Consider the following 26,637-nt stretch of genomic DNA (forward strand, 5'->3'; position numbering starts at 1 on the left):
AAAAATTATAATTTAGTATCTTAGTGAAAATTTAAATTAAACCCATGAAAAAATTACTTTCAATTCTGTCGTTACTTTTAATGTCTTTAGCAACTTCACAAAATGAAGACAATATTAATTTTACAGCTGATAGTTTAATTCTAAATACCAATACAACTATTTGGGAAAAACCAGCAATTCCATATAATCCATTGGCGAAACCCAACACATACAGTTCTAATGAAAATCCTAATTATTGGAAAAATAAAATGCCTTATGCAGGTTACTGGCAACAAGATGTTCATTATATAATTGATGCAGAAATAGTAGATAGTCTTAACATGATTAAAGCAAATCAGCAGCTAATTTACACAAACAACTCTCCAGATGAACTTGATTTTGTGTTTTTTCATTTATATGCTAATGCATTTGAACCTGACTCTTATTTAGATCAATTTAGAAAAGGAAACAAAATACCAACTACATTTAGAAAAGATGAAATTAAAAAGAAAAATCTCGAAATTTTAAGTGTTACAACTAATAACAATAATTTAGATATTGAAATTGACAACACAATAATGAAGGTGATTTTAGAAGAACCTTTAAGAAGTGGTGAAACAATAAAATTTGACATAAATTTTGAATCATATTTTGGAGGTGAAGAGAATAGTGGGAATGTGAGAAGGAGAATGAAAACCTATACAGAATTTGGCAACAAGCATTTTAATGGGGTTCATTGGTATCCTAGAATTTCTGTTTATGACAGTAAATTTGGATGGACAACTGATCAGCACTTAGGAAAAGAATTTTATGGAAATTTTGGTTGTTTTGATGTTGAACTAACATTTCCAGACAATTACATTGTAGAAGCAACTGGATTTATGACAAACAGAGAGGAGGTTTTACCAAAAGAACTAATGAAAAAGTTAGATATAAGTAATTTTGCTAATAAAAAATATAATACTCCTCCATCAACTATAATAAGGTATAACCCAAATAAGAAAAAAACATGGAAATTTCATGCAGAAAATGTTCACGATTTTGCATTTACTGCTGACCCAAGTTATAGAATAGGTGTTGCTGAATGGAATGGAGTTAAAGCATATTCTTTAGCTCAAGAACAACATGCATCCAAATGGCAAAATGTAGCAAACTATGCCGCTGAAATAATCAAGGTTTTTTCTGAGGATTTTGGTATGTATACATACCATAAAATTATAGTTGCAGATGCAAGATCCGGAATGGAATACCCTATGATTACACTAGATAGAGGCAGTGACCCTGGTTACAGAGGCTTACTTATTCATGAAATAGCACATATGTGGTTCTTTGGTCAAGTCGGAAACAACGAGACATACAGAGCTGCACTTGACGAAGGATTCACTCAATTCCTAACAGCTTGGGCGACAGAAGTTATCGAAGGTAAATATATGACTCGTAGCCCATCATATGTGGATGACACGTTATTAAATAATCAAGATGTAGATTTATTAAGTAGATTAAAGTGGTTGAAAAATAATCGAACATTTCTAAATAAATATTATGATGAACACACAAACCAATTAGATGCAAAAGATGATGATGCATTTTATAGATACACAATGGATGCATCTGAAAATAACACACCAAAACTAAATACTCATTCTCACGATTTTGGTGGATCACTTGCTCATAGAGGGTCATACACACATGTTTATGGAAAAACAGCAACAATGTTATATAATTTACAATATGTTTTAGGAGATGAGCTTTTTATTGCTGCAATGAGAAACTATTTTGAAACATGGAAAATTGCACATCCATATTTAGATGATTTTAGAAATTCGATTATTCAATTTACTAAGGTGGATTTAAATTGGTTTTTTGATCAATGGCTAGACACAAATAAAGATCTTGACTATGCAGTCAAAAGAGTTGAAAAATTATCTAATGATACTGTTGCTATTACCATTTCTAGAGAAGGAGAGATGGAAATGCCTATTGACCTAACGATTGATTCAAAATTTGGAACGAGATATAATTTTCATATTCCAAATAATTGGTTTGTGAAAAAAACATCTGCAACAGTTTTACCTAGATGGATTGGATATGGTAATTTAAATAAAGAATATACATTTAAAACACATATTCCATCAGGAGTGAAAAATATTATGATAGACGAGAGTGGTAGACTTGCTGATTCATACATGATTAATAATAGATTTAATGGGAATATTGATTTTTCATTAGATTATGGAGTGTATAAATGGGCGAATCTTCGCAAATATGAATTACAAGCAAAACCTGACCTTTGGTATAATAGTTTTGATGGAGTTAAAATCGGAACAAGTGTTAGTGGACATTATCTCAAAAAACATCATGTAATTGATGCAAATATGTGGCTTAATACTGGCGCGATGAAAGCTGAGGAATTTGATAGTAACTCAAAAAATGATAAAATCTCTTATCAAATTAAATACTCTACATCAATGTATAAATATGTTAAAAACAGTAGATTTAGATTAGCAGCTAGCGAGATTGATGGACTAAATCATTACTCCATTGGTTATAATATCAAAGATATAAGTAAAGTTAATAGCCTAGATATTTCTCTAAATGGTTTCGAAAGAAAAGATGTTTCTGATTTAAATTATCTTATTTATAATGACTTATGGATTCCTAATAGGAAAAACACCAATATCACCATAAACTTGTCTCACAAATATTATTATCTTCCAAATAATAAATTAAGTGGTGTTGGAAACATTCAATTCTCATTAAAGTCATCCTCAATAATGAGTGATTATGATTTTGCTCAAATAACATTAGAAGCAATTAATAAAAATTCAATTAATGGCTATAAAATAAACACAAGATTTTTTGTTCAGAGAGGTTTTGGAAATAATTTTCCTTTAGAAAGCATGCTATATGCTGCAGGTACTAATCCAGAGGGTCTGATGGAAAATCAATTTACCCGATCGAGAGGATGGATCCCTGAATCATGGACAGGTTACAGTAATAATACTGGAACTTTCCATATGGGAGGTGGATTAAATTTAAGAGGTTTTAGTGGTTATTATATGACTGAACCAACTGACGAAGGAAGTGTAAATGTATATAAAGGAACATCTGGTATGGCATTTAATACTGAAGTTGATTATACAAGTAAAATACCTAAATTAAACTATTGGGGTCTAAACTCTTATATATTTATGGATGTTGGTGTGATGGATGAAAGTCAAAATGCTGAAAAAATTGCATTTAGTCGTCCATATATGGACCTCGGTTTAGGATTTTCATGGGAATTATCAAGATTATGGGACCATGCTCTAGAGAGTCAACCTTTAATGTTGAGATTTGACCTTCCACTTTTTGTAAACCATGCACCATCAACAGAAAATGCAATTAAATTGAGGTGTATTGTAGGGTTAAATAGAGCATTTTAAAATGATTATTCGAATTGTCATAGTATTATTGCCAATTTTATTGTTTGGACAAGACTCATGTGAAATTTGTGGTGTTTGGTTAGAAGAGAAAAAGGAATCTCATATAAAAATTTACCAAACAAAAGAGAAAACAATAGAAGGAAAGATTATATGGCTAGCTAACCCACTTAATGAAGATGGTGAAATTAAATTAGATAAAGAGAATCCAAATAAAAATTTAAGACAAAGAACTATTCAAAATTTAACAATAATCAAGGAATTAAAATTTACAGAAAAAAATAAGTGGTCAAATGGTTCAATATATGATGCTAGAAGTGGAAAAACATATAGTTTAAACGCTAAATTAGAGGGAAAAGACACTCTATTTATGAGAGGATATCTGGGCTTTAGTTTAATAGGTAAAACAACTAGATGGACTAGAGTCAAATAATTTTCTTTAAAAGCATTTTATATCTATATTTTCTAATAAATCTGCCTAAATCTTTACTAACAATAAAATTTTTTCTTCTAAAAAAAGCTGAAAAAAAACCAAAAAACATAGATAGAGATAATAATAAATATGGTGACTTGATTAAAAGTTTCATACAATTACCCATTAATAAGATCAAATCCATTCTAATTGTATATAACATCTGACCATTTCTAAAAGCAGCTCTTAAATAACCAAACTCCTTGTGAGTGGGTCGTTGATGGATTACTTGTAATTCGGGTTTAACTATTACATCCCAACCATTAAATCTAGCATGATGTTCATCAACTGTATCCCAACCCATATTTTTTATTAATCCTCCAATAGAATTAAAACACTGTCTTCTATATGCTTTAATTGCACCACGAACATGATCCAAATTAGTTGCTCTTTCAATATAAAATTGACTTTTATTCTTTAATACACAGATGCCTCCACAAATACCAACCTTGGAATTTATTTTAAATTCGCTTACAATATTTTCTAAATAATTAAAGGGCAAAACTAAATCAGCATCTAATTTCATAACAATATCATATTGCTTAGATGATTTATAATTATATCCAAAATAAAATGCCTCCATCACACTTTTACCTGGGGAGCGAACGTTAAATTTTTCTTTTCTTAAATACTTAATCCAAGAATACTTGACTGCTGCTTTTTGAATAACATTACTAGTATTATCCTTAGATCCATCGTCAACAATAATCCACTCTAGTGGAAGAAAAGATTGATTAACAACTGATTTAATTAATAGAGGGAGATTTCTCTCCTCATTACAAGCTGGAGTGATTATTAAAATTTTCATGTTTGACATTTATTTTTAAGTACTAAATATGACATGAAACCAAGTAATGAATACATAAAAGCACCAAGTAATGAATATATAAATAACATATCCTCAACATTCGATGATGGTATATACCAAAACATAAATAGTAACAAAATTAAATAAATCAATTGCCAAATTAGTAAATAATGATTTTGCAAGGTATAAGACAAACTGGGCATAACAACATTAAATACAAAACGAGCAAATAATAAGGGACATAGTAATTTTATATACATACCTATATCAGCCCATTCGGGTCCTAAAACAATAACAAAAAAATTCTCTGGCAGTATATAAAAAGGTATTATTAAACAAGTACTAATAACTAACATTAAAAACACTGATTTTTTAAAAATTGCAAGCTTATCTTTGGCAGTAGTCAAACGCTGATAAAAAACAGTTTTGAAAGAGTTCGAGATTACACCTAGTGGTTTACCAATAATTTTATCAGCTAAATCCAAAATACCCACTGTAAATAAACCAAAAAAAGCAGTAAAAAATCCTAAAATAATTTTTTGTGCGAAAAAATTTAAAATTGAATGAGGAGTTTCAAAATATATAAATTTTCTATACTGATAAGTTAAAATAGGTAATCTAGAAATAATAAGACTATAAGGAATAGATTTTATTGTTATTAATAAATGACGTAATAATAAAAAACAGGCCATCAATCTACCAGTAATTTGACCAAGTATCAAACTAAACTTATTCAATGGAGAAAAATAAAAAGCAATTGAAAGAGGCGTACTTAAGAGAGAATGGGAGATATGAGAATATGACATATTTTTATAAAGTTCTTTTCTATTATTCCAACTATATAAAATATTATAAAAACCTAAAAAGATAGCACCTAATGGAACCAAATAAATAATCAAAGGGAAATATCGATCATTAAAATTATCTTGACGAATCAAATCAGTAATATTTAAAGTACTGATTATCAGTTCATAATCTGAATTGATAATAAAAGTCCAAGCTCCAAAAGTTATAATAGTAATAATAAAAGAGATAAGCAGAAGTGTAACAAAAGCACGTATACATAATATTGCAGCATCTGTATCTTTTTTTGGTAAAACAACTGCCATTTCTAATCTAAATGTACTTGAAGTGGCAATAAGTTGAATAGCAGCTAAAAAAATAGCTAAAAGTCCAAAATCATAAGGTGAAAAAAACCTAGTTAATATAGGCAATAAAAGCAATGGTATTAATTGAGAAAAACCAACACCACTTGTTAATATAAAGAGATTCTTAAAATAATTTGAATCAATTAATTCATTATAAATTTTTTTAATCATTTTGAACATATATCATCAATTATTTTTATTAATTTTTTTGACTGTTCTTCTCTTGAAAAATGAGCAATATTATCAGAAAATAAATCATTAGAATTACGTAAATCATATATCTGTAATATTGTATCATGTAATAATTGGTGATTATCAAAATCTACAAACCATCCATATGAAATTTTAGACATAACTTTCTCCAAATCACTGTTTTTTTTGCCAATTGCTAAAATTGGTCTTCTAGCTCCAATATACTCAAATACTTTAGCGGGTAATCGACCTAATACAGCTTTGGTATTTCCTTGTGTAACTAATAAAAGATCACAATTAATCATTTTATTAATAGCTTTAGAATGAGAAAGGTAATTGAAATATTCAAATTTACCTTTTAAATCAAATTGTTGAATTTGTTCGAAAAAGCCTTTGAAAACTTCACCTGAAAAGACTAATTTTAAATCACTCTTAAAATTCGGTATATTATTACATATTTTCTGAAGTGTTCCCCATAAAAAAATATGATCTCGTAATTTATTATACAAACCAAAATGACCAATAACAAATGAATTATTTAGTTTAGGATATCGAGGTGAATTATAATCTTCTGGATCAAACCCATTTGTTAATACAGCTGTTTTTTTTGCACCCATCTTCTTGAAATCATTTGCCCATGAGGAACTGACTGATAAAACTAAATCCGAATGAGATAAAACTTTATATTCTAAATCTTTATGCTTTTTTTTTCGTGATTTTAACAATGGTAATTTATCAAAATACTCAATATTAGTCCAGGGATCTCTAAAGTCAGCAATCCATTTAATATTATGTTTCCTTTTTAAAGCTAATGCAATTAGATGCATACTATGAGGAGGACCTGAGGAAATAATTACATCAATATGATTTTTTTTTAGATAATTATTTAAAAAAGAAACCGATGAACTGATCCATAAACATCTTGAGTCAGGAACAAATATGTTAGCTCGTAACCAAATTAAGATCCTTAATAAAATATTGGTTTGGTTTTTTATTAAAATATCAGAAGATGGTTTATTCTTAGTAAAGAGGGAAACAATTTTTTGAGGCTCAAAAATTTTATTTCTTAAAACCTTTAAACCTTCAGGTATACTTGATAATAAACTTGAATCTTCTAATGAACTTAACCCATTTGATTGAGTATATATGATAGGTTCATATTTATGTCTTAAAAGATATTTACTTAACTTGAGCCATCTTTGTACACCTACCCCACCTTGAGGAGGCCAATAATAAGTAATAATTAATACCTTTTTCATGTCTTTTTTGCAAATAATCTTAAAAACGATATAATTGCACTCAGTATCAATAAACAAGATAACACGAATGAAATTTTAGATGATATAAAAAAAGATTTTGGTTTAAACTCAAAAACAATCTCACTAGTTCCTTCTGGAATCATCAAGGCTCTTAACAAATAATTAACTGGAATGTGATCAACCAGAACACCATCTAAATATGCGTTCCATCCTTTAGGATAAAAAATTTCCGAAAATACAGCTAAACTTCTAGTATTTACTTGAGTTCTATATATAAGTTTATTCGGTCTATATGATGTTAATTCAATAATATTGTCTTTATCAAAACTAAAATCACCAACATAAGTCTGATGTTTCTTATTAATAATTACTGATTTTTCTGGTTCAAAATCATTTAATGACATGAGCTCTAAATCTGCGCTATTTACCCAATTAGCTTGTTGAACAAACCATGCATTTCCACATGCAGATTCATTTTTTTGAACAATAGGCTCTCTATTTTGATTGGATGTAATTATATACTTAGTATTTAGCATATTAATGACATTTAAATTGCCTTTACTTATATGAGAATCGATAAGTTCTTGATATTTACCTAGCTTAGCACCGTGATAACCTCCTAAAGAATGATGAAAATAAGATGTGCGAGCACCCTGATCCAATCTTTCATTTAAATTATATACTCTGTATATACTAGTGTCTTGTTTTATTATCCTGTCAAAATCTTGCATTTGAAATGGAATCTCTACAATATTTTTATCAACAAAACTGCTATGATTAAAATATCTTTTGTTAATAAACCATAGATCAAGAAAAATTAAAATAGATAGTGCGTAAACCCACTTAAAATTTTGTTTCTTAGACTTAATAATTGCAAAATATATAATACCTGTGCCAATAGCAATAAACATCATAGATCTTAAAATATCTGATTTATACATTAACACTCTGTCCTTAATTAAGGCTTTCGTAAACCAATTAGGAAACTGAGCATCGCTAATGGATTGAAAATCAAATATTAAATTCCCAAATAATAAGAAAAAAACTGACGATAAAATTAAAAGGCCTGAAGACTTTAAAACAATATATTTTTTTTCACTCAAATTTATATCTAATTTCCATAAATTGTAAATCCCAAGAACACCTAATAAAGGAACTGTAAATTCTGCTATAACTAAAATCATAGAAACCGTTCTAAATTTATTATACAATGGGAAATAATCTAAGAACAAATTTGTAATCAATGGAAAATATTTTCCCCAAGCTAAAATAAAGGAGAATAAAGTGAGTACAACTAAAATCCATTTAATAGGTTTTTTTAATGTAAAAAAGCCTATGAAAAACAGTAACCATACAACAGCACCAATGTAAACAGGACCAGCTGTAAATTGTTGAGGACCGAAATATAATGGAACAGCTTCAAGAAAACTTTTACTATCTCTTTTGGAAATACCGTTAGTTCTGAGTGCTTCATATACTGAGGATTTTTCGGATAGTTTCCCAACTGATGAACCACCCTTGAAGTTTGGATATAAAAGATTAAATGTTTCTAACATTCCATAACTGTAAGATGTGGCATAGTCCTTATCCAAACCACTTGTTTGATTAGTTGATTTAGGTTTTAATTCAGACATTCCTCTTGTAGTATACTTACTATATTCATAAGTTGACCAGATACTTCCAATATTAATTAAAATAGCTAATAAACCTGCAGTACAAAAAACTGATGTAGACCTAATAAAATTAGCAATCTGACCTAACTTAACGGCTCTAATCATATAATTGATCCAAAAGGCAAAAATTATAAAGAGAAAATAATATGTTATTTGTAAATGATTACCTCTCAAATGTAAACCTAAAAATAGAAATGAGAGAAAAAAACCAAATATCATTTTAGTTAATGAAGTATTCTCTTTTCTAAAACAATGAATCATTCCTGCTAAGGAGGGAGCAATATAAGAAATTGCATGAGCTTTTGTATTATGGCCAACTTCAATTATAATAAATAAATATGTTGACAGACCAAATGCTAATGCACCTAGAAATGCAAAATGTGGATTAAGCCTCAAAGAAAGTAAAAGTATGTAAAAACCAATAAAATATAAAAAAATAATTCCTATAGGTCTAGGCAAAAACAATTGTAAAGCCTTATCAATTTGAACCAAAATATTATTAGGGTAATGAACCGAAATTTGATATGCAGGCATACCTCCAAACATAGAGTTTGTCCAAAGTGCTTCTTCATTATTATCAGATCTAAAATCAACAATTTCTTTTGACATACCAAGAAACTGTTTATAATCGCTTTGATTAATTTTATCTCCTTGTAGGATAGGCAAACAATATACTATAGTTATAACTGCAAATATTATGACTGCAAATATGTGAGGCAGATAAAAATTATAGGTATTCAATTTATTTTTCATCATTTAAATCTTCAAAATCAACATACTCTCCCCCTGGATCAATATTCTGATTTTTCTTGTAAGAAACTTCTGTATCACCATTACGATGTTTTTTATAATTTGTTTTTTTATTCTTTTTACTCATATCCTTTTGGATTTTGGTAATCATATTTTTCAATAAAAAGGGGGCTAAAAATCGTAAGAGCAATTTTAGACAATAATAAATTATAATTAGAGAAAAGAGAAACTTTAACATTATCTACTTAAATATAAATTCCTCTCAGAATAAACTTTAACAAAAAACGGGTCTTCTAGGTTACTGATGAAATAAATAATTTCACCTGTAGATTTCATTTCTGGTCCTAATTCTTTATTAACATCAGGAAATTTATCAAATGAAAAAATAGGCACTTTAATTGCATACCCATCTTTAACAGGTTGAAAATTAATTTCGTCAAGCATTTTTTTACCTAACATAACCTTTGTAGCATAATTTATATATGGTTCTTTATATGCTTTTGCAATAAACGGCACTGTCCTAGATGCTCTTGGATTTGCTTCAATTACATATGCTTCCTCATTCTTAATTGCAAATTGCACATTTATTAAACCTACTGTATTTAATGAAAGAGCAATTTTTTTGGTATACTTAATAATCTTCTCTATAACATTATCACTTAAATTAAATGGTGGCAATACAGCATTTGAGTCCCCTGAATGAATACCACAGGGCTCAATATGCTCCATTATTCCAATAATATATACATCCTTTCCATCACAAATAGCATCTGCCTCAACTTCTATGGCTTTTTCTAAATAATGATCTAACAAAATATGATTTCCTGGAATACTTTTTAATAAATTAACAACATGATGTTCTAATTCCATTTCATTTATAACAATTTTCATGCCGTGACCCCCCAATACGTAAGAAGGTCTTACTAAAATGGGAAATGATAGTGACTTAGCTAGTTCAGTAGCTTCATCTGCAGTAGTTGCAACACCAAACTCAGGATATGGTATATTAATATTTTTAAGTGTTTGTGAAAAACGACCACGATCTTCAGCTAAATCCAAAGAGTTAAAACTAGAACCCATAATTTTAATATTATATTTTTCTAGTTTTTGTGCTAATTTCAGTGCAGTTTGACCACCTAACTGTACAATAACGCCTTCAGGTTTTTCATGTTGAATAATATCATAAATATGTTCCCAAAAAACTGGTTCAAAATACAATTTATCTGCAGTGTCAAAATCCGTTGAAACAGTTTCAGGATTACAATTAATCATGATAGTTTCATAACCAACTTCCTTAGCAGCTAAAACCCCATGTACACAACAATAGTCAAATTCAATACCTTGACCAATTCGATTAGGTCCTGAACCTAATACTATTACTTTCTTTTTATTGCTGACTACACTTTCATTCTCAGCATATGACAATCCATCAGGATAAGTTATTTTTCTCTCAAATGTTGAATAGTAGTAAGGAGTTTCAGCTTTAAATTCAGCAGCACAAGTGTCAACTAATTTATAAACACGCTGAATGTCATATTTTTGTCTTAAATCAAACACTTTACTTTCTAGAGCACCTAATAAATGTGCTATTTGTCTATCAGCAAAGCCTTTTGTTTTTGCTTTTAGAAGCAAATCTGAAGATATAGAATTAATACTATGTTCCGAAATTTTATTTTCAATATTGATTAGTTCTTCAATTTGACGAAGAAACCAGTTGTCAATTCCAGTAAGTTGTTTAATACGTTTTATAGGAATACCTATTTTAAGTGCATCATAAACTCTAAAAACTCTATCCCAAGTTGGATTCTTAAGTGCATAAAGAATATCGTCTTGATTAGTCCAGTTTTTACCATCGGCTCCTAAACCATTTCTTCTAATTTCTAATGATTGACATGCCTTTTGTAAAGCCTCCTGAAAAGATCTACCAATTGCCATAACTTCGCCAACAGATTTCATCTGCAAACCTAACAATTTATCACATCCAGGGAATTTATTAAAATTCCATCTTGGTATTTTTACAATTACATAATCTAATGTAGGCTCAAAATAAGCAGAAGTATTTTGTGTAATTTGATTTTTCAATTCATCTAGAGTATATCCAATAGCTAATTTAGCAGCAATTTTTGCAATTGGATATCCAGTTGCTTTGGATGCCAAAGCTGACGACCTAGAGACTCTTGGATTAATTTCAATAGCAACAATTTCTTCCTTTTCGTCTGGACTAACAGCAAATTGAACATTACAACCTCCAGCAAAATCCCCTATTGAACGCATCATATGAATTGCCATATTACGCATTCTTTGATAACATGCATCTGATAATGTCATTGCTGGTGCTACAGTAATTGAATCACCAGTATGAATCCCCATAGGGTCCATATTTTCAATAGAACATATAATTATAACATTATCATTAGAGTCTCTAAGTAATTCTAATTCATATTCTTTCCATCCTAACAAGGCTTTATCAATTAAAACTTCGTGAATTGGAGAAGCATGTAAACCTTTATTTAGTGCTTTTTCAAAGTTTTTTTTCTCAAAAACAAAAGTAGCACCACTACCCCCCAATGTAAATGAAGGTCTAATAACTAATGGGAAACCAAATTCCTGAGCAATAGACTTACCCTCTAAAAATGATGTTGCAATTTTTGCAGGAGCAACTGGTATCTTAATTTTATTCATTAATTGTCTGAATTTCTCTCTATCTTCAGTAATATTAATTGCATCAATGTCTACTCCAATTATTTCAACATTATACTTTTTCCATATTCCCTTTTCATCTGCCTGAATACATAAATTTAAAGCAGTTTGACCACCCATTGTAGGTAAAACTGCATCTATGTGTTTTTCGCTAAGAATTTTTTCAATTGATTCACACTCAAGTGGTAATAAATATATGTGATCTGCTACTACAGGATCTGTCATAATAGTAGCTGGATTTGAATTAATTAATGTGACTTCAATACCTTCCTCTCTTAAAGATCTTGAAGCTTGAGAACCAGCATAATCAAATTCACAAGCTTGACCAATAACGATAGGTCCACTTCCAATAATTAAAACTGACTTGATGGATTTATTTTTAGGCATTGAATATATAAAAATTTAATGAACATTAATTTACAAAAAAAGGTGTTAAAAACACCTTTTTAAAAATTGATTAACTCTAATCATTATTTTTTAAACATTTGATCAGATACTGATAATGACTTCCTGCCTTTAGCTCTTCTTCTAGAGATAACTTTTCTGCCATCAGCGGTTGCCATTCTCTCTCTGAAGCCATGCTTATTTTTTCTTTTTCTGTTTGATGGTTGATATGTTCTCTTCATCTTATAAGTATATGTCTATGTTTGGAGTGCAAATATAATATTATTTTTTTATTTACAACGAATGAAAATGAATATCTCAATCTATCCCAATAATTATAATTTAAATAATTAATCGTACATTTATAAAAGCACCTAATTTACCAAACTTAATTAATTTAAATATGAGACGTTTTATTACAATTATTACTCTTTGCCTATGTAGCTTTATATACAGTCAAGTAGATTATGAAACACAAATTCAACCTATTTTTGATGCTAACTGTGTAAGTTGCCACTCTAATGGTGCTGCATACACAGGGGGAATAGAACTTACAAGCTTTGATGAATTAATGGCCGGTGGATATACCACAAACAGTACAAATGTTTTATCTGTATTAGATGAATATGTTATTACCGGGTACATGCCTGCATGGGGAGCGGATCCTCTTTCTGATGAAGAAATTAATTTAATTAGCTCTTGGATATTTGAAGGGGGAAATCCATCTCTTACAGGTTGTGAAATTGACATCGATAATGATGGAATTTGTGATGAAGAAGATGATTGTGTTGGGACTTGGGTTGAAGATATTACAACTGGATCCTGTTATGATATAAATGATCAAGCTACCTGTATCTCATATGGGTGCAGCTGGACTAATGAGTACACTGGAGTATGGTTATGGGAGGATGTATGTGGTTATCAAGGCGATAGTAATTACACAATTGACAATAGCTATTGCGAAGAACTTTCAGACGGGTGCATCTCTGATACAGATGAAGATGGAATCTGTGAAGATAACTGCCCAGATGATATGCCTATTTTGGTATTTGATTGTGAGTGTACATTTATAAACCCAAATACATACACAGTTTTTGAGACAACCGTAAATGAAGAATTTTGTGAAATATGGGAAGAATGCTCTTGTGAGTGTATTAATGATGTTAATGAAAATGGAATTTGTGATGAAGAAGAAACAATAGATTGTCCTTGTATAAACCCTGATTGGATAGACCCTATGGCAATATGTCCTTGGGTAGAAGACCCTGTTACTGGTTGTGATGGCATCACATATAGCAATTCATGTTTAGCCCAAGCTGCAGGTGTGACTGCGTGGACAAGTGTATTCGGAACAGATATAGTTGTCTTAGAATGGGATTGTAACAATACAGGATGTGTCGCTGAATTAGATCCAAATTGTCTTTCGATAGACTTATGGGATCCTGTGTGCGGATGTGATGGTGTAACATATGGTAATTCTCAAGATGCAGAATGCAATAATATATTTGAATATACTCTGGGTGAATGTGGAATAGTTGAAGAAGGTTGTTGGGAAGAGGGAGAATTTTATAGTATAGGTTACGAATTATTTATAGATAACTGTACTTATGTTGAATGTGAGGGACCAAATAACTGGTCAGCTTGGATTGAAATAGAAAATTGTGGTGAGGATATAAATTGTACTGATGATCCAGATGGCATATTGGTACAATATGGACTTTCGTGTCCTGAACTTTTAACATTTGGTTGTGATACAGATTTATCCTCCGTAATTGATTCAATTGGTTTTGGTATTAGTATTTATGAAATTTGTCCAGAATCATGTAATACATGTAGCGATGATATTTCGGGTTGCATGGACCCTTCAGCATGTAACTATTCGCCCTCCGCTACGACTGAAAGTGGCACTTGTTTCTATGAAGGTGATCCAGAGTGTGAAGATTGTGAAACTCAACTAAATTTTATGAACTATGGCGATAATGAATCATTCAGCGCAACATATAATGCTCCTCCAGGTTTAATTATAACAATTAATTTTAGTGGATCTACTGAGTCTTGCTGTGACCAAATTTATGTAAACGGTGTTCAATATAACGGAGAATTAGATGGAGTTCTAGTTGGTGGAGAAACATTAATAGTTGAGTGGACTACAGACAGTAGTGTTAATTCAGCATCTGGATATGGATGGTCTGCAGAATTACTTTGTGAAGAGCCAATATACGGATGTACACAAAGCTTTGCTGAAAATTATGATCCAAACGCAAATACAAATGATGGCTCCTGTATTTTAGATTGCACATACCTATTAGATTATCAGTCATATGTTGACAACAACTACGACAACTCCATATCTAACTATTATTGTAATATGTATGTGACAAATGGAACTTATACAATTGAACAAGCTATTAGCTTTGGATATAATTGTGACTGTGTAATCTTAGGTTGTACAGACTCTACCGCTATAAATTATAATGAAGGAGCATTTGTTGATGACTGTTCATGTATATATGAAGATAATTGCTCATCAGTTAGTGTGACTGGAGGAAGTTATCCAACAGAGGTTTCTTGGAATATTGTTGATGAAAATGGAGACACTGTACTATCTGGAAATGCTCCTGAATGTCAAAATTTCTGCTTTAATGATGGATGCTACACTATTAATATGATTGATTCTTATGGTGATGGGTGGAATAATGCAGTACTGAGTATCGATGAATATGACTACACATTTACAACTGGATCTAGTGCAATAGCTCCTTTTGGCTATAATGATGATAATTGTATTGTTGAGGGTTGCACAAATTCTTTAGCTGATAATTATAATGAAGAGGCGAATTATGATGACGGATCTTGTGAGTATAGTTGTGAATATCTCTTAACATATGAATCTTATGTAGATTTAGGCTATGACTATACAACATCAAATTATCTTTGCTTTGACTATGTATCAAACTATGGCTATACTGTAGAATATGTAGAAGATTCTTTTGGATATAATTGTGATTGTGTGATTACTGGATGCACAGATCCTGAAGCGAATAATTATGATGAAACTGCATTTGTTGATGATTGTTCATGTACATACGACAACGAATGTCCTGCCATATCATTTAGCACATCAGATACAAGTTTTGGATGGCAAATTAATAATATGGAAGGTGAAACTGTAGCAGAACATAATTTTAATGGAATAAATGGAGGAAGTTATTGCGGAAACTATTGCTTTGAAGATGGATGTTATATTATAAATATGACTGCATATTACGGTAATGGATGGTATCAAACTTCGCTAAATATTGGTGATGATTCATTTACATTAACATCAGGATATGAAGGTATTTCTACATACTCTTATAATTATGAAATGAGCTGTGAGGTAGGATGTACAAATCCAGATGCATCAAACTATAACCCAGAAGCAGTTTTAGATGATGGATCTTGCGCACTATTTGGATGTACAATTACAACTGCATGTAATTATGATGAGAATGCAACTGCATTTGATGGTAGCTGTTATTACTGTTTTATGGATGACTGTATCACATATCCAATTGAGGACTATGACTGTGAAGGTAACTGTTATGATTTAGATGAAGATGGAGTTTGTGATGACCTTGAAATAAGTGGCTGTATGGATTCTGAAGCATGTAATTATGACCCTAACGCAACTAATGAAGGGGACTGTCAATATCCAGAACCGTTTTACGATTGTTCCGGTTCATGTCTAAATGATAATGACACAGATCTTATTTGTAATGAAATTGATAATTGTCCTTTAGTTTACAATCCAAATCAAGAGGATATTAACAATGATGGAATTGGAGATGCCTGTGATGGAGTGAGTTTGCAAGAAAACAATGATTTTGAATGGACTCTCTATCCAAATCCATTAACTAACTATACAAAATTAAAATTTACAAACCCTAATTCAGATAATTTTGACATCAGAATAATTACCTTAACAGGTAAGTTAATCTATTCAAGCTCTACAAAAAATACTGAATACAGTATTGAAAACAAATTCGTGTCAGGATATTATATAATAGAATTAGAGTCAAATAATAATTTAAAAAGAGATATATTAATTGTTGAATAAAGATTAGAAAAGAGGAGATTTTTCCTCTTTTCCTAATTAAAAAAATGAATAATTTTTTTATTCAAAAAAAATTCTTCCTTAAAAAAATCACTGATTAAATATTTAGATACACTGTGATTAAATTTTGCTAGTTCACTAGATAAATCTCCACCCTTGAGACAGATTAATCCATTCTTAATTGAATTATTACTTTGAGATGAAATTTTATTTTTTGACCAAAGACTTAATTGATCTAACTTTGCAACTGCACGAGTTACAATAAAATCAAAAGAATCATCAATGTCTTCAGCTCTTTTATTAAGAACAATAACATTACTTAAATCCAATTCTTGAACAATAGAGCTTAAAACTTTAGTTTTTTTACTAATAGAATCAACAAGGTGAAAATTTACATTTGGATGCATAATAGCCAACGGTACTCCCGGAAAGCCCCCTCCAGTTCCTAGATCCATAATTTTTGTACCTGATTTAAAAGAAATTATTTTACATATGGAAAGAGAGTGTAAAACATGTTTTTCATAAAAATTATCAAAATCTTTCCTAGATATAAGATTTACTTTATCATTCCATTTAGCATAAATACTTTTCATAGAATCAATTTTTCTCTTTTGATTCTCTGTGAGCGTAAAATACTTATATACGATATTATCCATAACATTAATATTATTATATAATAATAATGATTTTCTATTATATTTATAAAAACCTATTGCATGAAATTTAATATAACATCAAAAGATGCGCATTCAAAAGCCAGAACCGGACTTATTGAATTACAAAGAGGTAAGATTAATACACCTATTTTTATGCCTGTTGGAACACTAGGTACAGTTAGAGGTGTTCATCAACATGAAATTGTTCAGGACATAAAAGCAGAAATCATTCTAGGTAACACATATCATTTATACTTGAGACCACAAATCGATGTGATCAAAAAAGCAGGTGGTATTCATAAATTTATAAATTATCCACAACCAATTTTAACAGATAGCGGAGGCTATCAAGTTTATTCATTGGCTGAAAATAGAAAGATTAGTGAAGAAGGTGTTACTTTTCAATCGCATATTGATGGGAGTTCTCATTTTTTTACCCCTGAAAGTGTTATTGATATTCAAAGAATAATTGGCGCAGATATAATTATGGCTTTTGATGAATGCCCCCCCTATCCATGTGAATATAGTTACGTAGAAAAATCTATGAAATTAACACATAGATGGCTAAAAAGATGTCAACATAGGTTTGAAACAACGAAAGAATTATATGACTATAACCAAACATTGTTACCAATAGTTCAAGGTGGAACTTATAAAGATTTAAGAAAAATCTCTGCTCAAACAATTGTTGATTTTGATTTTCCAGCAAATGCAATTGGAGGGCTATCTGTAGGTGAGCCACATGATGAAATGTATGAAATGACAGATGTAGTTACTGATATACTACCAAAAGAAAAACCACGTTATCTAATGGGAGTTGGAACTCCAGCTAATTTATTAGAAAATATTGCTTTAGGCATTGATATGTTCGATTGTGTTATGCCAACAAGAAACGCAAGGAACGGACTAATTTATACAATGGAGGGCACAATTAATATAAAAAATAGAAAATGGAAAGAAGACTTCTCAGTATTAGATAAAAATGGAACTGCAAGTATAGATCATATCTATAGCAAAGCATACGTTAGACACTTAATGGCATCTAAAGAAATACTTGGAAAACAAATCGCTAGTATACATAATTTAGCATTCTACATACAATTGATGAAAATTGCACGAACAAAAATAACAGAGGGTGTTTTTTACGAATGGAAGAAAAATATTGTCCCAATTTTAGACACAAGACTTTAAATGAAACGATTTGATTATTATATAATAAAGAATTTCTTATATACTTTTGGTCTAGCAATTTCTTTAATTCTAGCAATTGCAGTGATATTTGACTTTTCTGAGAAAATTGATAATTTTATTGATCATCAAGCCCCAACAGATCTAATTATAAAAGATTATTACTTTAATTTTATCATACATTACGGAGTTGTATTTAGTGGATTAATAACGTTTATTTCCGTTATTTTTTTTACATCTAAATTAAGTGAAAACAATGAAATTATTGCTTTATACAATAGCAAAATAAGTCCGTTAAGAATCCTTGCACCTTATATGTTAAGTGCTGCATTTATTTTTATACCTAATCTGTATTTTCAAAATTCATTTTTACCTAAAAAAAATGAAGCGAGATTAAATTTTGAAAACAAATACATTAAAAACAAAGACATCCTAAGAGAAAAAAAACTACATAAAAAATTTGATGACAATAATTTTATTTTTATCAAAAATTATGATGTTAAAAATGAGAAAGGTTATGGGGTTGACATACAGACATATGACCAAAATAAATTATTAAAAAAAATTTCTGGAGCAACAATAAAATGGAATAAAGAAAAAAATCTATGGATAATTAACAATTATACAGAAAAAGTACTAAACTCATCTAGGATTCAAACAAAACTACAGGACGAAATGTTAATTGATTTAAAAATGAACCCGCAAGAACTTTTTCAACAAAACAGATCTATTAAATCAATGAAATATGCAGAATTAAGACAATTTATATTAAAAGAAAAAAATAGAGGAAATGAATTTTTACCTATTTACCAAATTGAACAAAATGAAAGATGGTCATATTCATTCTCAATTTTTATTTTCACATTGTTAGGTTTTCTGGTTTCGAACAAAAAAAATAGAGGGGGTTTAGGATATAAACTAACAACAGGTATTGGAATTTGTTTCCTATATATATTTCTAATGAAATTTTCAATTACTTTTACAATTAACAGTGACATTCCTGCATTTTTAACAGTTTGGACACCTAATATTTTGTGTCTTGCATTTGCTACATTATTTTTTAAAAAATTAACTTAAATAAAACCTTCCCATTTCCACCCATCAAACAAATGTTTTATAACTGGTTTGGTTTTAAAAATTCCATATATAGCAGACCCCGAACCACTCATACTAATATACTCTGCACCTATTTTTTGTAAATAAAGCTTACAATTATGTAAATCTGGACATAAATCAAACGAAACTGTTTCTAAATCATTTGTTAAAGAACTCCATTTATTATAAAAAATATCACGAGATAAAGGCTTTACGTTTTTTTTGATTTGATATTTTGAAAAAACTTCAGCAGTAGATAAGTTAGAACTAGGCTTAACTATAACAATATAATAACCATCTAAATTTGTAGAAAGAATAGGTTCTAGATTGTCTCCGACCCCTGTAACGTAACAACATTTGTCATACAAAAAGAAAGGACAATCACTACCTAATAATGTAGAATATTTAATTAAATCATTATGATTTAATTTTAAATCAAACATTTTATTTAATAAAATTAACATATGGGTAGCATTTGATGAGCCACCACCAAGACCTGACCCATAGGGTATATTTTTATGTAGATGAATCTTGAGAATTGGTAAATTATAATCTTGTTTTAAAAGATGATATGCTTTTAAAATTAAATCATCTTGAATATTAGGAAACTTAATACCTGAATATGTTATTTTAGTAATAGGTAAATTGTCTCCTAAATTAACCTCTAACACATCACAAAGAGGGATAGCATAAAAAAAAGAATTTAGATTATGAAATCCATCATTTCTTTTTGATAAAATCTTGAGGCCAATATTAATTTTTGCATTAGGATAACATATCATTTTATAATCTTATTAAAATTATGAACAATTAATTTATTAATATTTTTAGTTAAAATATATATTTGCATGATATATATTTATATAATACTATGGAATACTTAGATTTTGAATTACCAATAAAAGAATTAATAAATGAATTAGAGAAAACAATTGAAATTGGTAAAAACACGAACTCAAATGCTATTGATTTAATTAAAGAATTAAAAGCGAAAATTAAAATCAAAAAAAAAGAAATCTACTCAAATTTGTCTCCATGGCAAATAGTACAATTGTCACGCCACCCAAATAGACCTTATACATTAGACTATATTGAAAATTTGACGAGAGGAAACTTCATTGAGCTACATGGTGACAGAAACTTTAAAGACGATAAAGCAATGGTAGGTGGATGGGGTAAAATTGGAAATCAAACATTCATGATTTTAGGACAACAGAAAGGAAAAAATACTAAAACAAGAAAATATAGAAATTTTGGAATGGCTAATCCTGAAGGTTACCGTAAAGCTTTAAGACTAATGAAAATGGCTGAAAAATTTAGTAAACCCGTGATTACCTTAATTGATACGCCTGGTGCATACCCTGGGGTAGAAGCTGAAGCTAGAGGACAAGGTGAAGCAATTGCAAGAAATATTTATGACATGATAGAGTTAAAAGTACCTATTATATCATTTATTATTGGAGAAGGAGCTTCTGGAGGGGCACTTGGAATTGGGGTTGCTGATAAAATATTTATGTTAGAAAACACATGGTACTCAGTAATTTCTCCAGAAAGCTGTTCTTCAATTTTATGGAGAAACTGGGATAATAAAGAACTAGCTGCTGAATCTCTAAAACTTACGCCAAAAAATATGTTAAAAAATAAATTAATTGACGGTATAATAAAAGAGCCAATGGGTGGAGCGCACCATCATCCTGAGAAAGTTTATGAGAAAGTTTATGATTGCATAAATAATAATACTAAATCCTTAATTAAAACCCGTCCCGAAAAATTAATAAAAGATAGAATTAAGAAATTTTCAAAAATGGGAATATATAGTGGGTAAAATATCCCTTATTCATTTATATTTGATATAATATATCATCGTAAATATATCACAACATGTCACAAAATGTAAAAAAAAATGTAAAACTACCCCCTCAAGCTCTTGATTTTGAGGAAGCTGTATTAGGAGCAATTCTAATTGATAAAAATGCAATGGCTGAAGTTGGTGACATGTTAACACCAGAAGTTTTTTACAAAGATGCTCATAAAGAAATTTTCAAAGCTACAGAAACACTCTTTCAAAATGCAGAGCCTATTGATGTAATGACCGTAAAAAATCAATTACAACAAAATAAAAAACTTAAAGTATGTGGTGGAGCACATTACTTAGCTGAATTAACAAATAAAGTAATCTCATCTGCCAATATTGAATATCACTGTAGAATAATCGTCCAAAAACATATTCAAAGAGAATTAATAAGTACTTGTAGCGAAATTATTCAAAATTCATATGACGAGTCAACAGATGCAATTGAATTATTAGATCAAGTAGAAAGTAAAATATTTGCAATCAGTGAAGGTAACATAAAGAAAAAATATCTTAATGCTAGTAAACTTATACAAAATGCAATTAAAGAGATTGAAAGAATTGGCAATCTCCCATCAGGTTTAAGTGGAATTCCATCAGGTTTTCACGAAATTGATGAAATTACCAGTGGATGGCAAAATTCAGAGTTAATTATAATCGCTGCAAGACCAGGTATGGGAAAAACTGCATTTGTTTTATCAATGGCTAGAAATATTTCAGTAGACTATAAAATGCCTATTGCAATTTTTTCTTTAGAGATGTCATCTATTCAACTAATAACCCGACTAATTACTTCTGAAACAGGTCTAAATCAACAAAAACTAAGATCTGGAAATTTAGAACCTCATGAATGGACTCAACTCCATCATAAAATAAAGCAAATTGAGCAAGCAAATATTTTTATTGACGACACTCCTGCCTTATCTATATTTGATTTAAGAGCGAAATGCAGAAGATTACAAAGCGAACATGGTATCAAAATGATTATTATTGACTATCTACAACTCATGTCTACAAGGGATCACAAAGGAAATAGAGAACAAGAAATATCTCATATTTCTAGATCTTTAAAGAGTATTGCAAAAGAACTTGAAGTACCAGTGATTGCTCTATCTCAATTAAGTCGTGCAGTTGAAAATAGACCCGGAAAAAGACCAGTCCTTTCAGATCTTAGGGAATCAGGAGCAATTGAACAAGATGCAGATATTGTATCATTTATTTATAGACCTGAATATTATCAAATTAGTGAATGGGACTATCCACCTGCAGGTCCAACTGAGGGTGAAGCAGAGTTTATTATAGCGAAACATCGAAATGGTCCAACTGATAACACAAGATTAAGATTTGAAAAACAACAAATTAAATTTTCAAACCTCTCTGACAATATCTACTCTACAGGTATTGAGTCAGGTATAAATCAAGATTTAAATACCGATGATCAAATGTAAAAAACTAATTATATTTTGAAATATTTTATCTATTTTTTCTCTATCACATACTTATCATTATCACAAGACATATTAGTGCCAATGGATAAAAGCAATCAAAAGAACCATCTCAAAGCTTATGGTTTAGCATACTGGGTTCTCGAACAAGATATCGAAGTAGACTGGTTGTTAAATTACAGAGGTGGAAGTTTTATGTTTTCATATCATGAAGCAATCGAAAAGGAATGCATTTACAGAGGAGTTTCTTATGAGACCGTATCGCCAGTTGAAAAAAATAATATATATATAGAAATTGCACATCCACAAAATAATTATGATATTATTAAGTTAGAAAAAGCACCTAAAATTGCAGTATACTCCCCTAAAAACAAACAACCATGGGATGATGCTGTAACCATGGTTTTAGAATATGCAGAAATACCTTATGATATAATATATGATGAAGAAATTAATAATAACTTATTACCGCTTTATGACTGGTTACATCTACATCACGAAGATTTTACGGGGCAATATGGAAAATTCTATCGTTCGTTTAAAAATGCATCATGGTATATAAATCAAAAGAGAATTTTTGAGGAAAATGCTCAAAAACAAGGTTTTAGCAAGGTGTCAAAACAAAAACTAAATATAGTTAAGAAGATACAAGAATATACTGCTGGAGGTGGTTTCCTTTTTGCTATGTGCTCTGCAACTGACACATACGACATTGCATTATCTGCTGATAAAGTTGACATATGCGAATATATGTTTGATGGGGATCCTATTGATAAAAATGCACAAGAAAAATTAAATTATAATAATAGTTTTGCTTTTGAAAATTTCAAACTAGTGACTGATCCATTAGTTTATGAATATTCAAATATCGATGTTACATCTACAAGAAATATTCAAGAAGAAAATGACTATTTTACATTATTCGAATTTTCAGCCAAATGGGATCCAATTCCAACCATGCTATGTCAAAACCATACAAATATCGTTAAAGGATTTATAGGTCAAACAACAGCATTTAATAAAGATTTAATAAAAACTAATGTTCTTATTTTAGGTGAAAACAAATCATTAAATGAAGCAAGATACATTCATGGCGAATTTGGATTAGGTACATGGACATTTTATGGCGGTCACGACCCTGAAGATTATAAACATCGTGTTGGAGATCCTAAAACAGAATTGGCATTATATCCTAATTCACCAGGCTACAGGTTAATACTTAATAATATTTTATTTCCAGCTGCTAAAAAAAAGAAACGAAAAACTTAATCAATAAAACTCCATTTGACAGATAATCTTAATACTGGCTGAGGAAGTGTATATAAAGGAACATAAAAACTATCATTATATAACAAACTACTTAAATGATCGAAAACACAGCCAATTGAAAAATTATTCTTAGATATATACAGACTTCCTGAAAAGAAAGGCATAATATTACTAATTACATTTCTTTGCTGGTAAAAAACATCTGTTAAGGGGAAAAATGAATTTGGATAATACTTAGAAAAAACAACTCCCTTTAATTTAGTTGATAAACTAATATCATTTATAAAAGATTTTTTATAAACTATTTCTTGATTAAAAAGAAGAAGTGGAACTGAAAGAATATCATTATCACTGTATTGTAAATACAATAAACTATTAAATGATAAATTCCTTAAACTAAAAGTCTTCATAAATTTAACTTTAAAATAAAGAATAGGGTCGAAGGATTGAACAGGGTGTGCTAAATTATTAAAATAAAAATAATTTACAGACCTATTAAAATATAAATCTACTGTTAGATTATATCTGTTAAAAAAAGAAAATGACCTTATTATTAACTGTTTTATATCCTTAAAACTATTCCAATCCCAAATTAAACTATTATTATAATGCTGATTAAAAAAGTTTGGTCTTTTAGATAAAAAATTAATTGAAAATAACTGAGATAAATTTGTATTACTCTTCTTATAATCTAGATTAAATGAGTAATTATTCTTACTATAACCAAGAGGGGAATAAGATATATTAAACTTTAATTTTGTTTGAATATTTTCATCAGTACCAAAGGAAAAAAAAATATCACCATTAACACTATTATCGTGTAAATTATTAGTGTTGTAATAAATGTGATTAATAGAAAAATCTAATTTTTTATAAAAAACTGAAAATTCATTATCTAAAGTATTACAAAAAGTATAAAGATTATAGTTTAAAATTAAAGGATCAAGAGGACTTAACGTATAATAAAAAGATGAGGGAGAAGTGTCAGTATAGTCTCTTTGAAATTGTGAAAAATAGAATTTATGTTGAACTAATAAATCATCCTGAAATAAATAACTTTGTAGAAGTCTAAATTCTCTTTTCCTAATGTTAACTGTTGCAAAATCTAAATAAGTATTTATTAAATCAGATGAAATATTGGGTTGATAGTTTTTAAGTCCACCATTTAATTGGTAATTAGCATTTATTGAATTAAAATAAAAAGAGTTATTATAAGGCTTCTTTTTACTGAAAAAATCAAAGTACAATGAAAGATTACTGGACTTATTTAATTGATTATTATAAAAACCCTCGGAACTTAAATTATTATAAATAAATTGAAAAATGGAAGTTTCCCCTATGGGTCTTTTTAAGTAAGACTTTAAAAAACCGCCTTCATTATATGAATTTGTATATGATAAATGACTATTATTACTAGTGTCACGAATTACAGGGATATTGTTTAAAAAATCTATTTTTCTAACTTTTTGAGAATTGTGAAATAAAGCATTTTCAGATGACACAAATTGTGGCATTAAAAATAAAAGTGGATCTCCTAAATTATTGATTTCAAAAAAAATATTTTGTTCATCACCCAAAAAATAATTTTTTGAAAAATTAAACTCGCTTTGAGACATACATATATATAGTCCAAAAAAAAATAAAAAACGTAATAACATAGTTTTTTAAATATAGTAAAAAAAAAGCCCCAACTTATGTTGGGGCTGAAAATTGGCGACGACATACTCTCCCAGTTTTACCTAGTACCATCTGCGCTAACAGGCTTAACTTCTCTGTTCGATATGGTAAGAGGTGATCCCTGTTGCTAAAGTCACCATAAGTGATTAATTAACAAATTAAGAAAGATTAAATTTTAACAATAATAAAATAAAAATTAAAACAGTGTGAAAAAAGCTTACGGGTAATTAGTATTGCTCGGCTATGATGTTACCACCTTTACACCTGCAACCTATCAACGTCCTAGTCTCGAACGACCCTTAAAAGAAATCTCATCTTGAGGTTGGCTTCGCACTTATATGCTTTCAGCGCTTATCCATTCCCGACATAGCTACCCTGCGATGCAACTGGCGTCACAACAGGTACACTAGAGGTCAGTCCACTCCGGTCCTCTCGTACTAGGAGCAGATCCTCTCAAATTTCTAACGACCACCACAGATAGGGACCGAACTGTCTCGCGACGTTCTGAACCCAGCTCGCGTGCCACTTTAATGGGCGAACAGCCCAACCCTTGGGACCTTCTCCAGCCCCAG

Annotated in this window: 17 protein-coding genes and 2 rRNA genes; 8 read left to right on the top strand and 11 right to left on the bottom strand. The window is 29.7% G+C overall.

The window, feature by feature from the left end:
- Window positions 1-44 precede the first annotated feature (44 nt).
- Together CBD51_004280 and CBD51_004285 are read left to right on the top strand one after the other, a co-directional pair.
- Entirely contained in the window at window positions 45-3,404 is a 3,360-nt protein-coding gene (locus tag CBD51_004280; GenBank protein RPG58838.1) for a M1 family peptidase, read from the top strand.
- Window position 3,405: 1 nt separating this feature from the next.
- Window positions 3,406-3,834 carry a DUF2147 domain-containing protein gene (locus CBD51_004285; GenBank protein RPG58839.1) on the top strand — a complete coding sequence of 143 codons (429 nt, stop codon included), beginning with the start codon at window positions 3,406-3,408 and terminating at the stop codon, window positions 3,832-3,834.
- On the opposite strand, the gene CBD51_004290 is transcribed toward CBD51_004285, so the two are convergent.
- From CBD51_004290 to CBD51_004315, 6 genes are all read right to left on the bottom strand, one after another.
- The gene (locus tag CBD51_004290; protein ID RPG58840.1) at window positions 3,827-4,690 is read right to left on the bottom strand and encodes a glycosyltransferase family 2 protein; all 864 of its coding nucleotides are present in this window, start codon (window positions 4,688-4,690) and stop codon (window positions 3,827-3,829) included. The two genes, CBD51_004285 and CBD51_004290, sit on opposite strands and share 8 nt — an antisense overlap.
- On the bottom strand, window positions 4,678-6,009 hold the full coding sequence (locus CBD51_004295; GenBank protein ID RPG58841.1) for a hypothetical protein: 1,332 nt from the start codon (window positions 6,007-6,009) through the stop codon (window positions 4,678-4,680). The genes CBD51_004290 and CBD51_004295 overlap by 13 nt, the downstream gene beginning before the upstream one ends.
- Entirely contained in the window at window positions 5,997-7,280 is a 1,284-nt protein-coding gene (locus tag CBD51_004300) for a glycosyl transferase family 1 (protein RPG58842.1), read from the bottom strand. The genes CBD51_004295 and CBD51_004300 overlap by 13 nt, the downstream gene beginning before the upstream one ends.
- Complete coding sequence (locus CBD51_004305) at window positions 7,277-9,619, bottom strand: hypothetical protein (protein RPG58843.1); 2,343 nt, start codon at window positions 9,617-9,619, stop codon at window positions 7,277-7,279. Before CBD51_004305 ends, CBD51_004300 begins: the two co-directional genes overlap by 4 nt.
- A gap of 321 nt (window positions 9,620-9,940) precedes the next feature.
- Window positions 9,941-12,790, bottom strand: a complete 2,850-nt coding sequence (locus CBD51_004310; GenBank protein ID RPG58844.1) for a carbamoyl-phosphate synthase large subunit — start codon at window positions 12,788-12,790, stop codon at window positions 9,941-9,943.
- Between the two features lie 83 nt (window positions 12,791-12,873).
- Window positions 12,874-13,029: a 50S ribosomal protein L34 gene (locus CBD51_004315; GenBank protein ID RPG58845.1), complete on the bottom strand. Its 156-nt coding sequence runs from the start codon at window positions 13,027-13,029 to the stop codon at window positions 12,874-12,876.
- Window positions 13,030-13,190: 161 nt separating this feature from the next.
- Here CBD51_004315 and CBD51_004320 point away from each other — a divergent pair, with 161 nt between their 5' ends.
- Complete coding sequence (locus tag CBD51_004320; protein RPG58846.1) at window positions 13,191-16,886, top strand: T9SS C-terminal target domain-containing protein; 3,696 nt, start codon at window positions 13,191-13,193, stop codon at window positions 16,884-16,886.
- A 32-nt stretch (window positions 16,887-16,918) separates the two neighbouring features.
- Here CBD51_004320 and rsmG read toward each other — a convergent pair whose 3' ends face one another.
- Entirely contained in the window at window positions 16,919-17,539 is a 621-nt protein-coding gene (gene rsmG, locus CBD51_004325; protein RPG58847.1) for a 16S rRNA (guanine(527)-N(7))-methyltransferase RsmG, read from the bottom strand.
- Window positions 17,540-17,599: 60 nt separating this feature from the next.
- On the opposite strand from rsmG, the gene CBD51_004330 reads away from it, so the two are divergent.
- Both CBD51_004330 and CBD51_004335 read left to right on the top strand, forming a co-directional pair.
- A complete protein-coding gene (locus tag CBD51_004330; GenBank protein ID RPG58848.1) occupies window positions 17,600-18,730 on the top strand; it encodes a tRNA guanosine(34) transglycosylase Tgt in 1,131 nt (376 codons plus the stop codon).
- Window positions 18,731-19,804, top strand: a complete 1,074-nt coding sequence (locus CBD51_004335; protein RPG58849.1) for a YjgP/YjgQ family permease — start codon at window positions 18,731-18,733, stop codon at window positions 19,802-19,804.
- Here CBD51_004335 and ispE read toward each other — a convergent pair.
- Window positions 19,801-20,604, bottom strand: coding sequence for a 4-(cytidine 5'-diphospho)-2-C-methyl-D-erythritol kinase (gene ispE, locus CBD51_004340; protein ID RPG58850.1), 804 nt, complete (start codon window positions 20,602-20,604; stop codon window positions 19,801-19,803). The genes CBD51_004335 and ispE overlap by 4 nt on opposite strands.
- 89 nt (window positions 20,605-20,693) lie before the next feature.
- Here ispE and CBD51_004345 point away from each other — a divergent pair, with 89 nt between their 5' ends.
- The 3 genes from CBD51_004345 to CBD51_004355 are packed head-to-tail and all read left to right on the top strand — an operon-like array spanning window position 20,694 to window position 24,388.
- Entirely contained in the window at window positions 20,694-21,647 is a 954-nt protein-coding gene (locus CBD51_004345; GenBank protein RPG58851.1) for an acetyl-CoA carboxylase carboxyltransferase subunit alpha, read from the top strand.
- Window positions 21,648-21,703: 56 nt separating this feature from the next.
- Entirely contained in the window at window positions 21,704-23,122 is a 1,419-nt protein-coding gene (gene dnaB, locus CBD51_004350; GenBank protein RPG58852.1) for a replicative DNA helicase, read from the top strand.
- Between the two features lie 12 nt (window positions 23,123-23,134).
- Entirely contained in the window at window positions 23,135-24,388 is a 1,254-nt protein-coding gene (locus CBD51_004355; GenBank protein ID RPG58853.1) for an asparagine synthetase B, read from the top strand.
- On the opposite strand, the gene CBD51_004360 is transcribed toward CBD51_004355, so the two are convergent.
- The 3 genes from CBD51_004360 to CBD51_004370 all read right to left on the bottom strand — a co-directional run.
- Window positions 24,385-26,046, bottom strand: coding sequence for a hypothetical protein (locus CBD51_004360; GenBank protein ID RPG58854.1), 1,662 nt, complete (start codon window positions 26,044-26,046; stop codon window positions 24,385-24,387). The two genes, CBD51_004355 and CBD51_004360, sit on opposite strands and share 4 nt — an antisense overlap.
- A gap of 50 nt (window positions 26,047-26,096) precedes the next feature.
- Window positions 26,097-26,206 (bottom strand): 5S ribosomal RNA (rrf, locus tag CBD51_004365).
- Between the two features lie 67 nt (window positions 26,207-26,273).
- A 23S ribosomal RNA gene (locus tag CBD51_004370) occupies window positions 26,274-26,637 on the bottom strand; the annotation flags it as partial.

It is taken from the genome of Flavobacteriales bacterium TMED191 (genome assembly GCA_002171975.2).
Taxonomy (GTDB): domain Bacteria; phylum Bacteroidota; class Bacteroidia; order Flavobacteriales; family TMED113.

Coding starts and splice junctions, on each gene's coding strand:
- CBD51_004280 (RPG58838.1), top strand. CDS start 45: ATGAAAAAATTACTTTCAATTCTGTCGTTACTTTTAATGTCTTTAGCA.
- CBD51_004285 (RPG58839.1), top strand. CDS start 3,406: ATGATTATTCGAATTGTCATAGTATTATTGCCAATTTTATTGTTTGGA.
- CBD51_004290 (RPG58840.1), bottom strand. CDS start 4,690: ATGTCAAACATGAAAATTTTAATAATCACTCCAGCTTGTAATGAGGAG.
- CBD51_004295 (RPG58841.1), bottom strand. CDS start 6,009: ATGTTCAAAATGATTAAAAAAATTTATAATGAATTAATTGATTCAAAT.
- CBD51_004300 (RPG58842.1), bottom strand. CDS start 7,280: ATGAAAAAGGTATTAATTATTACTTATTATTGGCCTCCTCAAGGTGGG.
- CBD51_004310 (RPG58844.1), bottom strand. CDS start 12,790: ATGCCTAAAAATAAATCCATCAAGTCAGTTTTAATTATTGGAAGTGGA.
- CBD51_004315 (RPG58845.1), bottom strand. CDS start 13,029: ATGAAGAGAACATATCAACCATCAAACAGAAAAAGAAAAAATAAGCAT.
- CBD51_004320 (RPG58846.1), top strand. CDS start 13,191: ATGAGACGTTTTATTACAATTATTACTCTTTGCCTATGTAGCTTTATA.
- rsmG (RPG58847.1), bottom strand. CDS start 17,539: ATGGATAATATCGTATATAAGTATTTTACGCTCACAGAGAATCAAAAG.
- CBD51_004330 (RPG58848.1), top strand. CDS start 17,600: ATGAAATTTAATATAACATCAAAAGATGCGCATTCAAAAGCCAGAACC.
- CBD51_004335 (RPG58849.1), top strand. CDS start 18,731: ATGAAACGATTTGATTATTATATAATAAAGAATTTCTTATATACTTTT.
- ispE (RPG58850.1), bottom strand. CDS start 20,604: ATGATATGTTATCCTAATGCAAAAATTAATATTGGCCTCAAGATTTTA.
- CBD51_004345 (RPG58851.1), top strand. CDS start 20,694: ATGGAATACTTAGATTTTGAATTACCAATAAAAGAATTAATAAATGAA.
- dnaB (RPG58852.1), top strand. CDS start 21,704: ATGTCACAAAATGTAAAAAAAAATGTAAAACTACCCCCTCAAGCTCTT.
- CBD51_004360 (RPG58854.1), bottom strand. CDS start 26,046: ATGTTATTACGTTTTTTATTTTTTTTTGGACTATATATATGTATGTCT.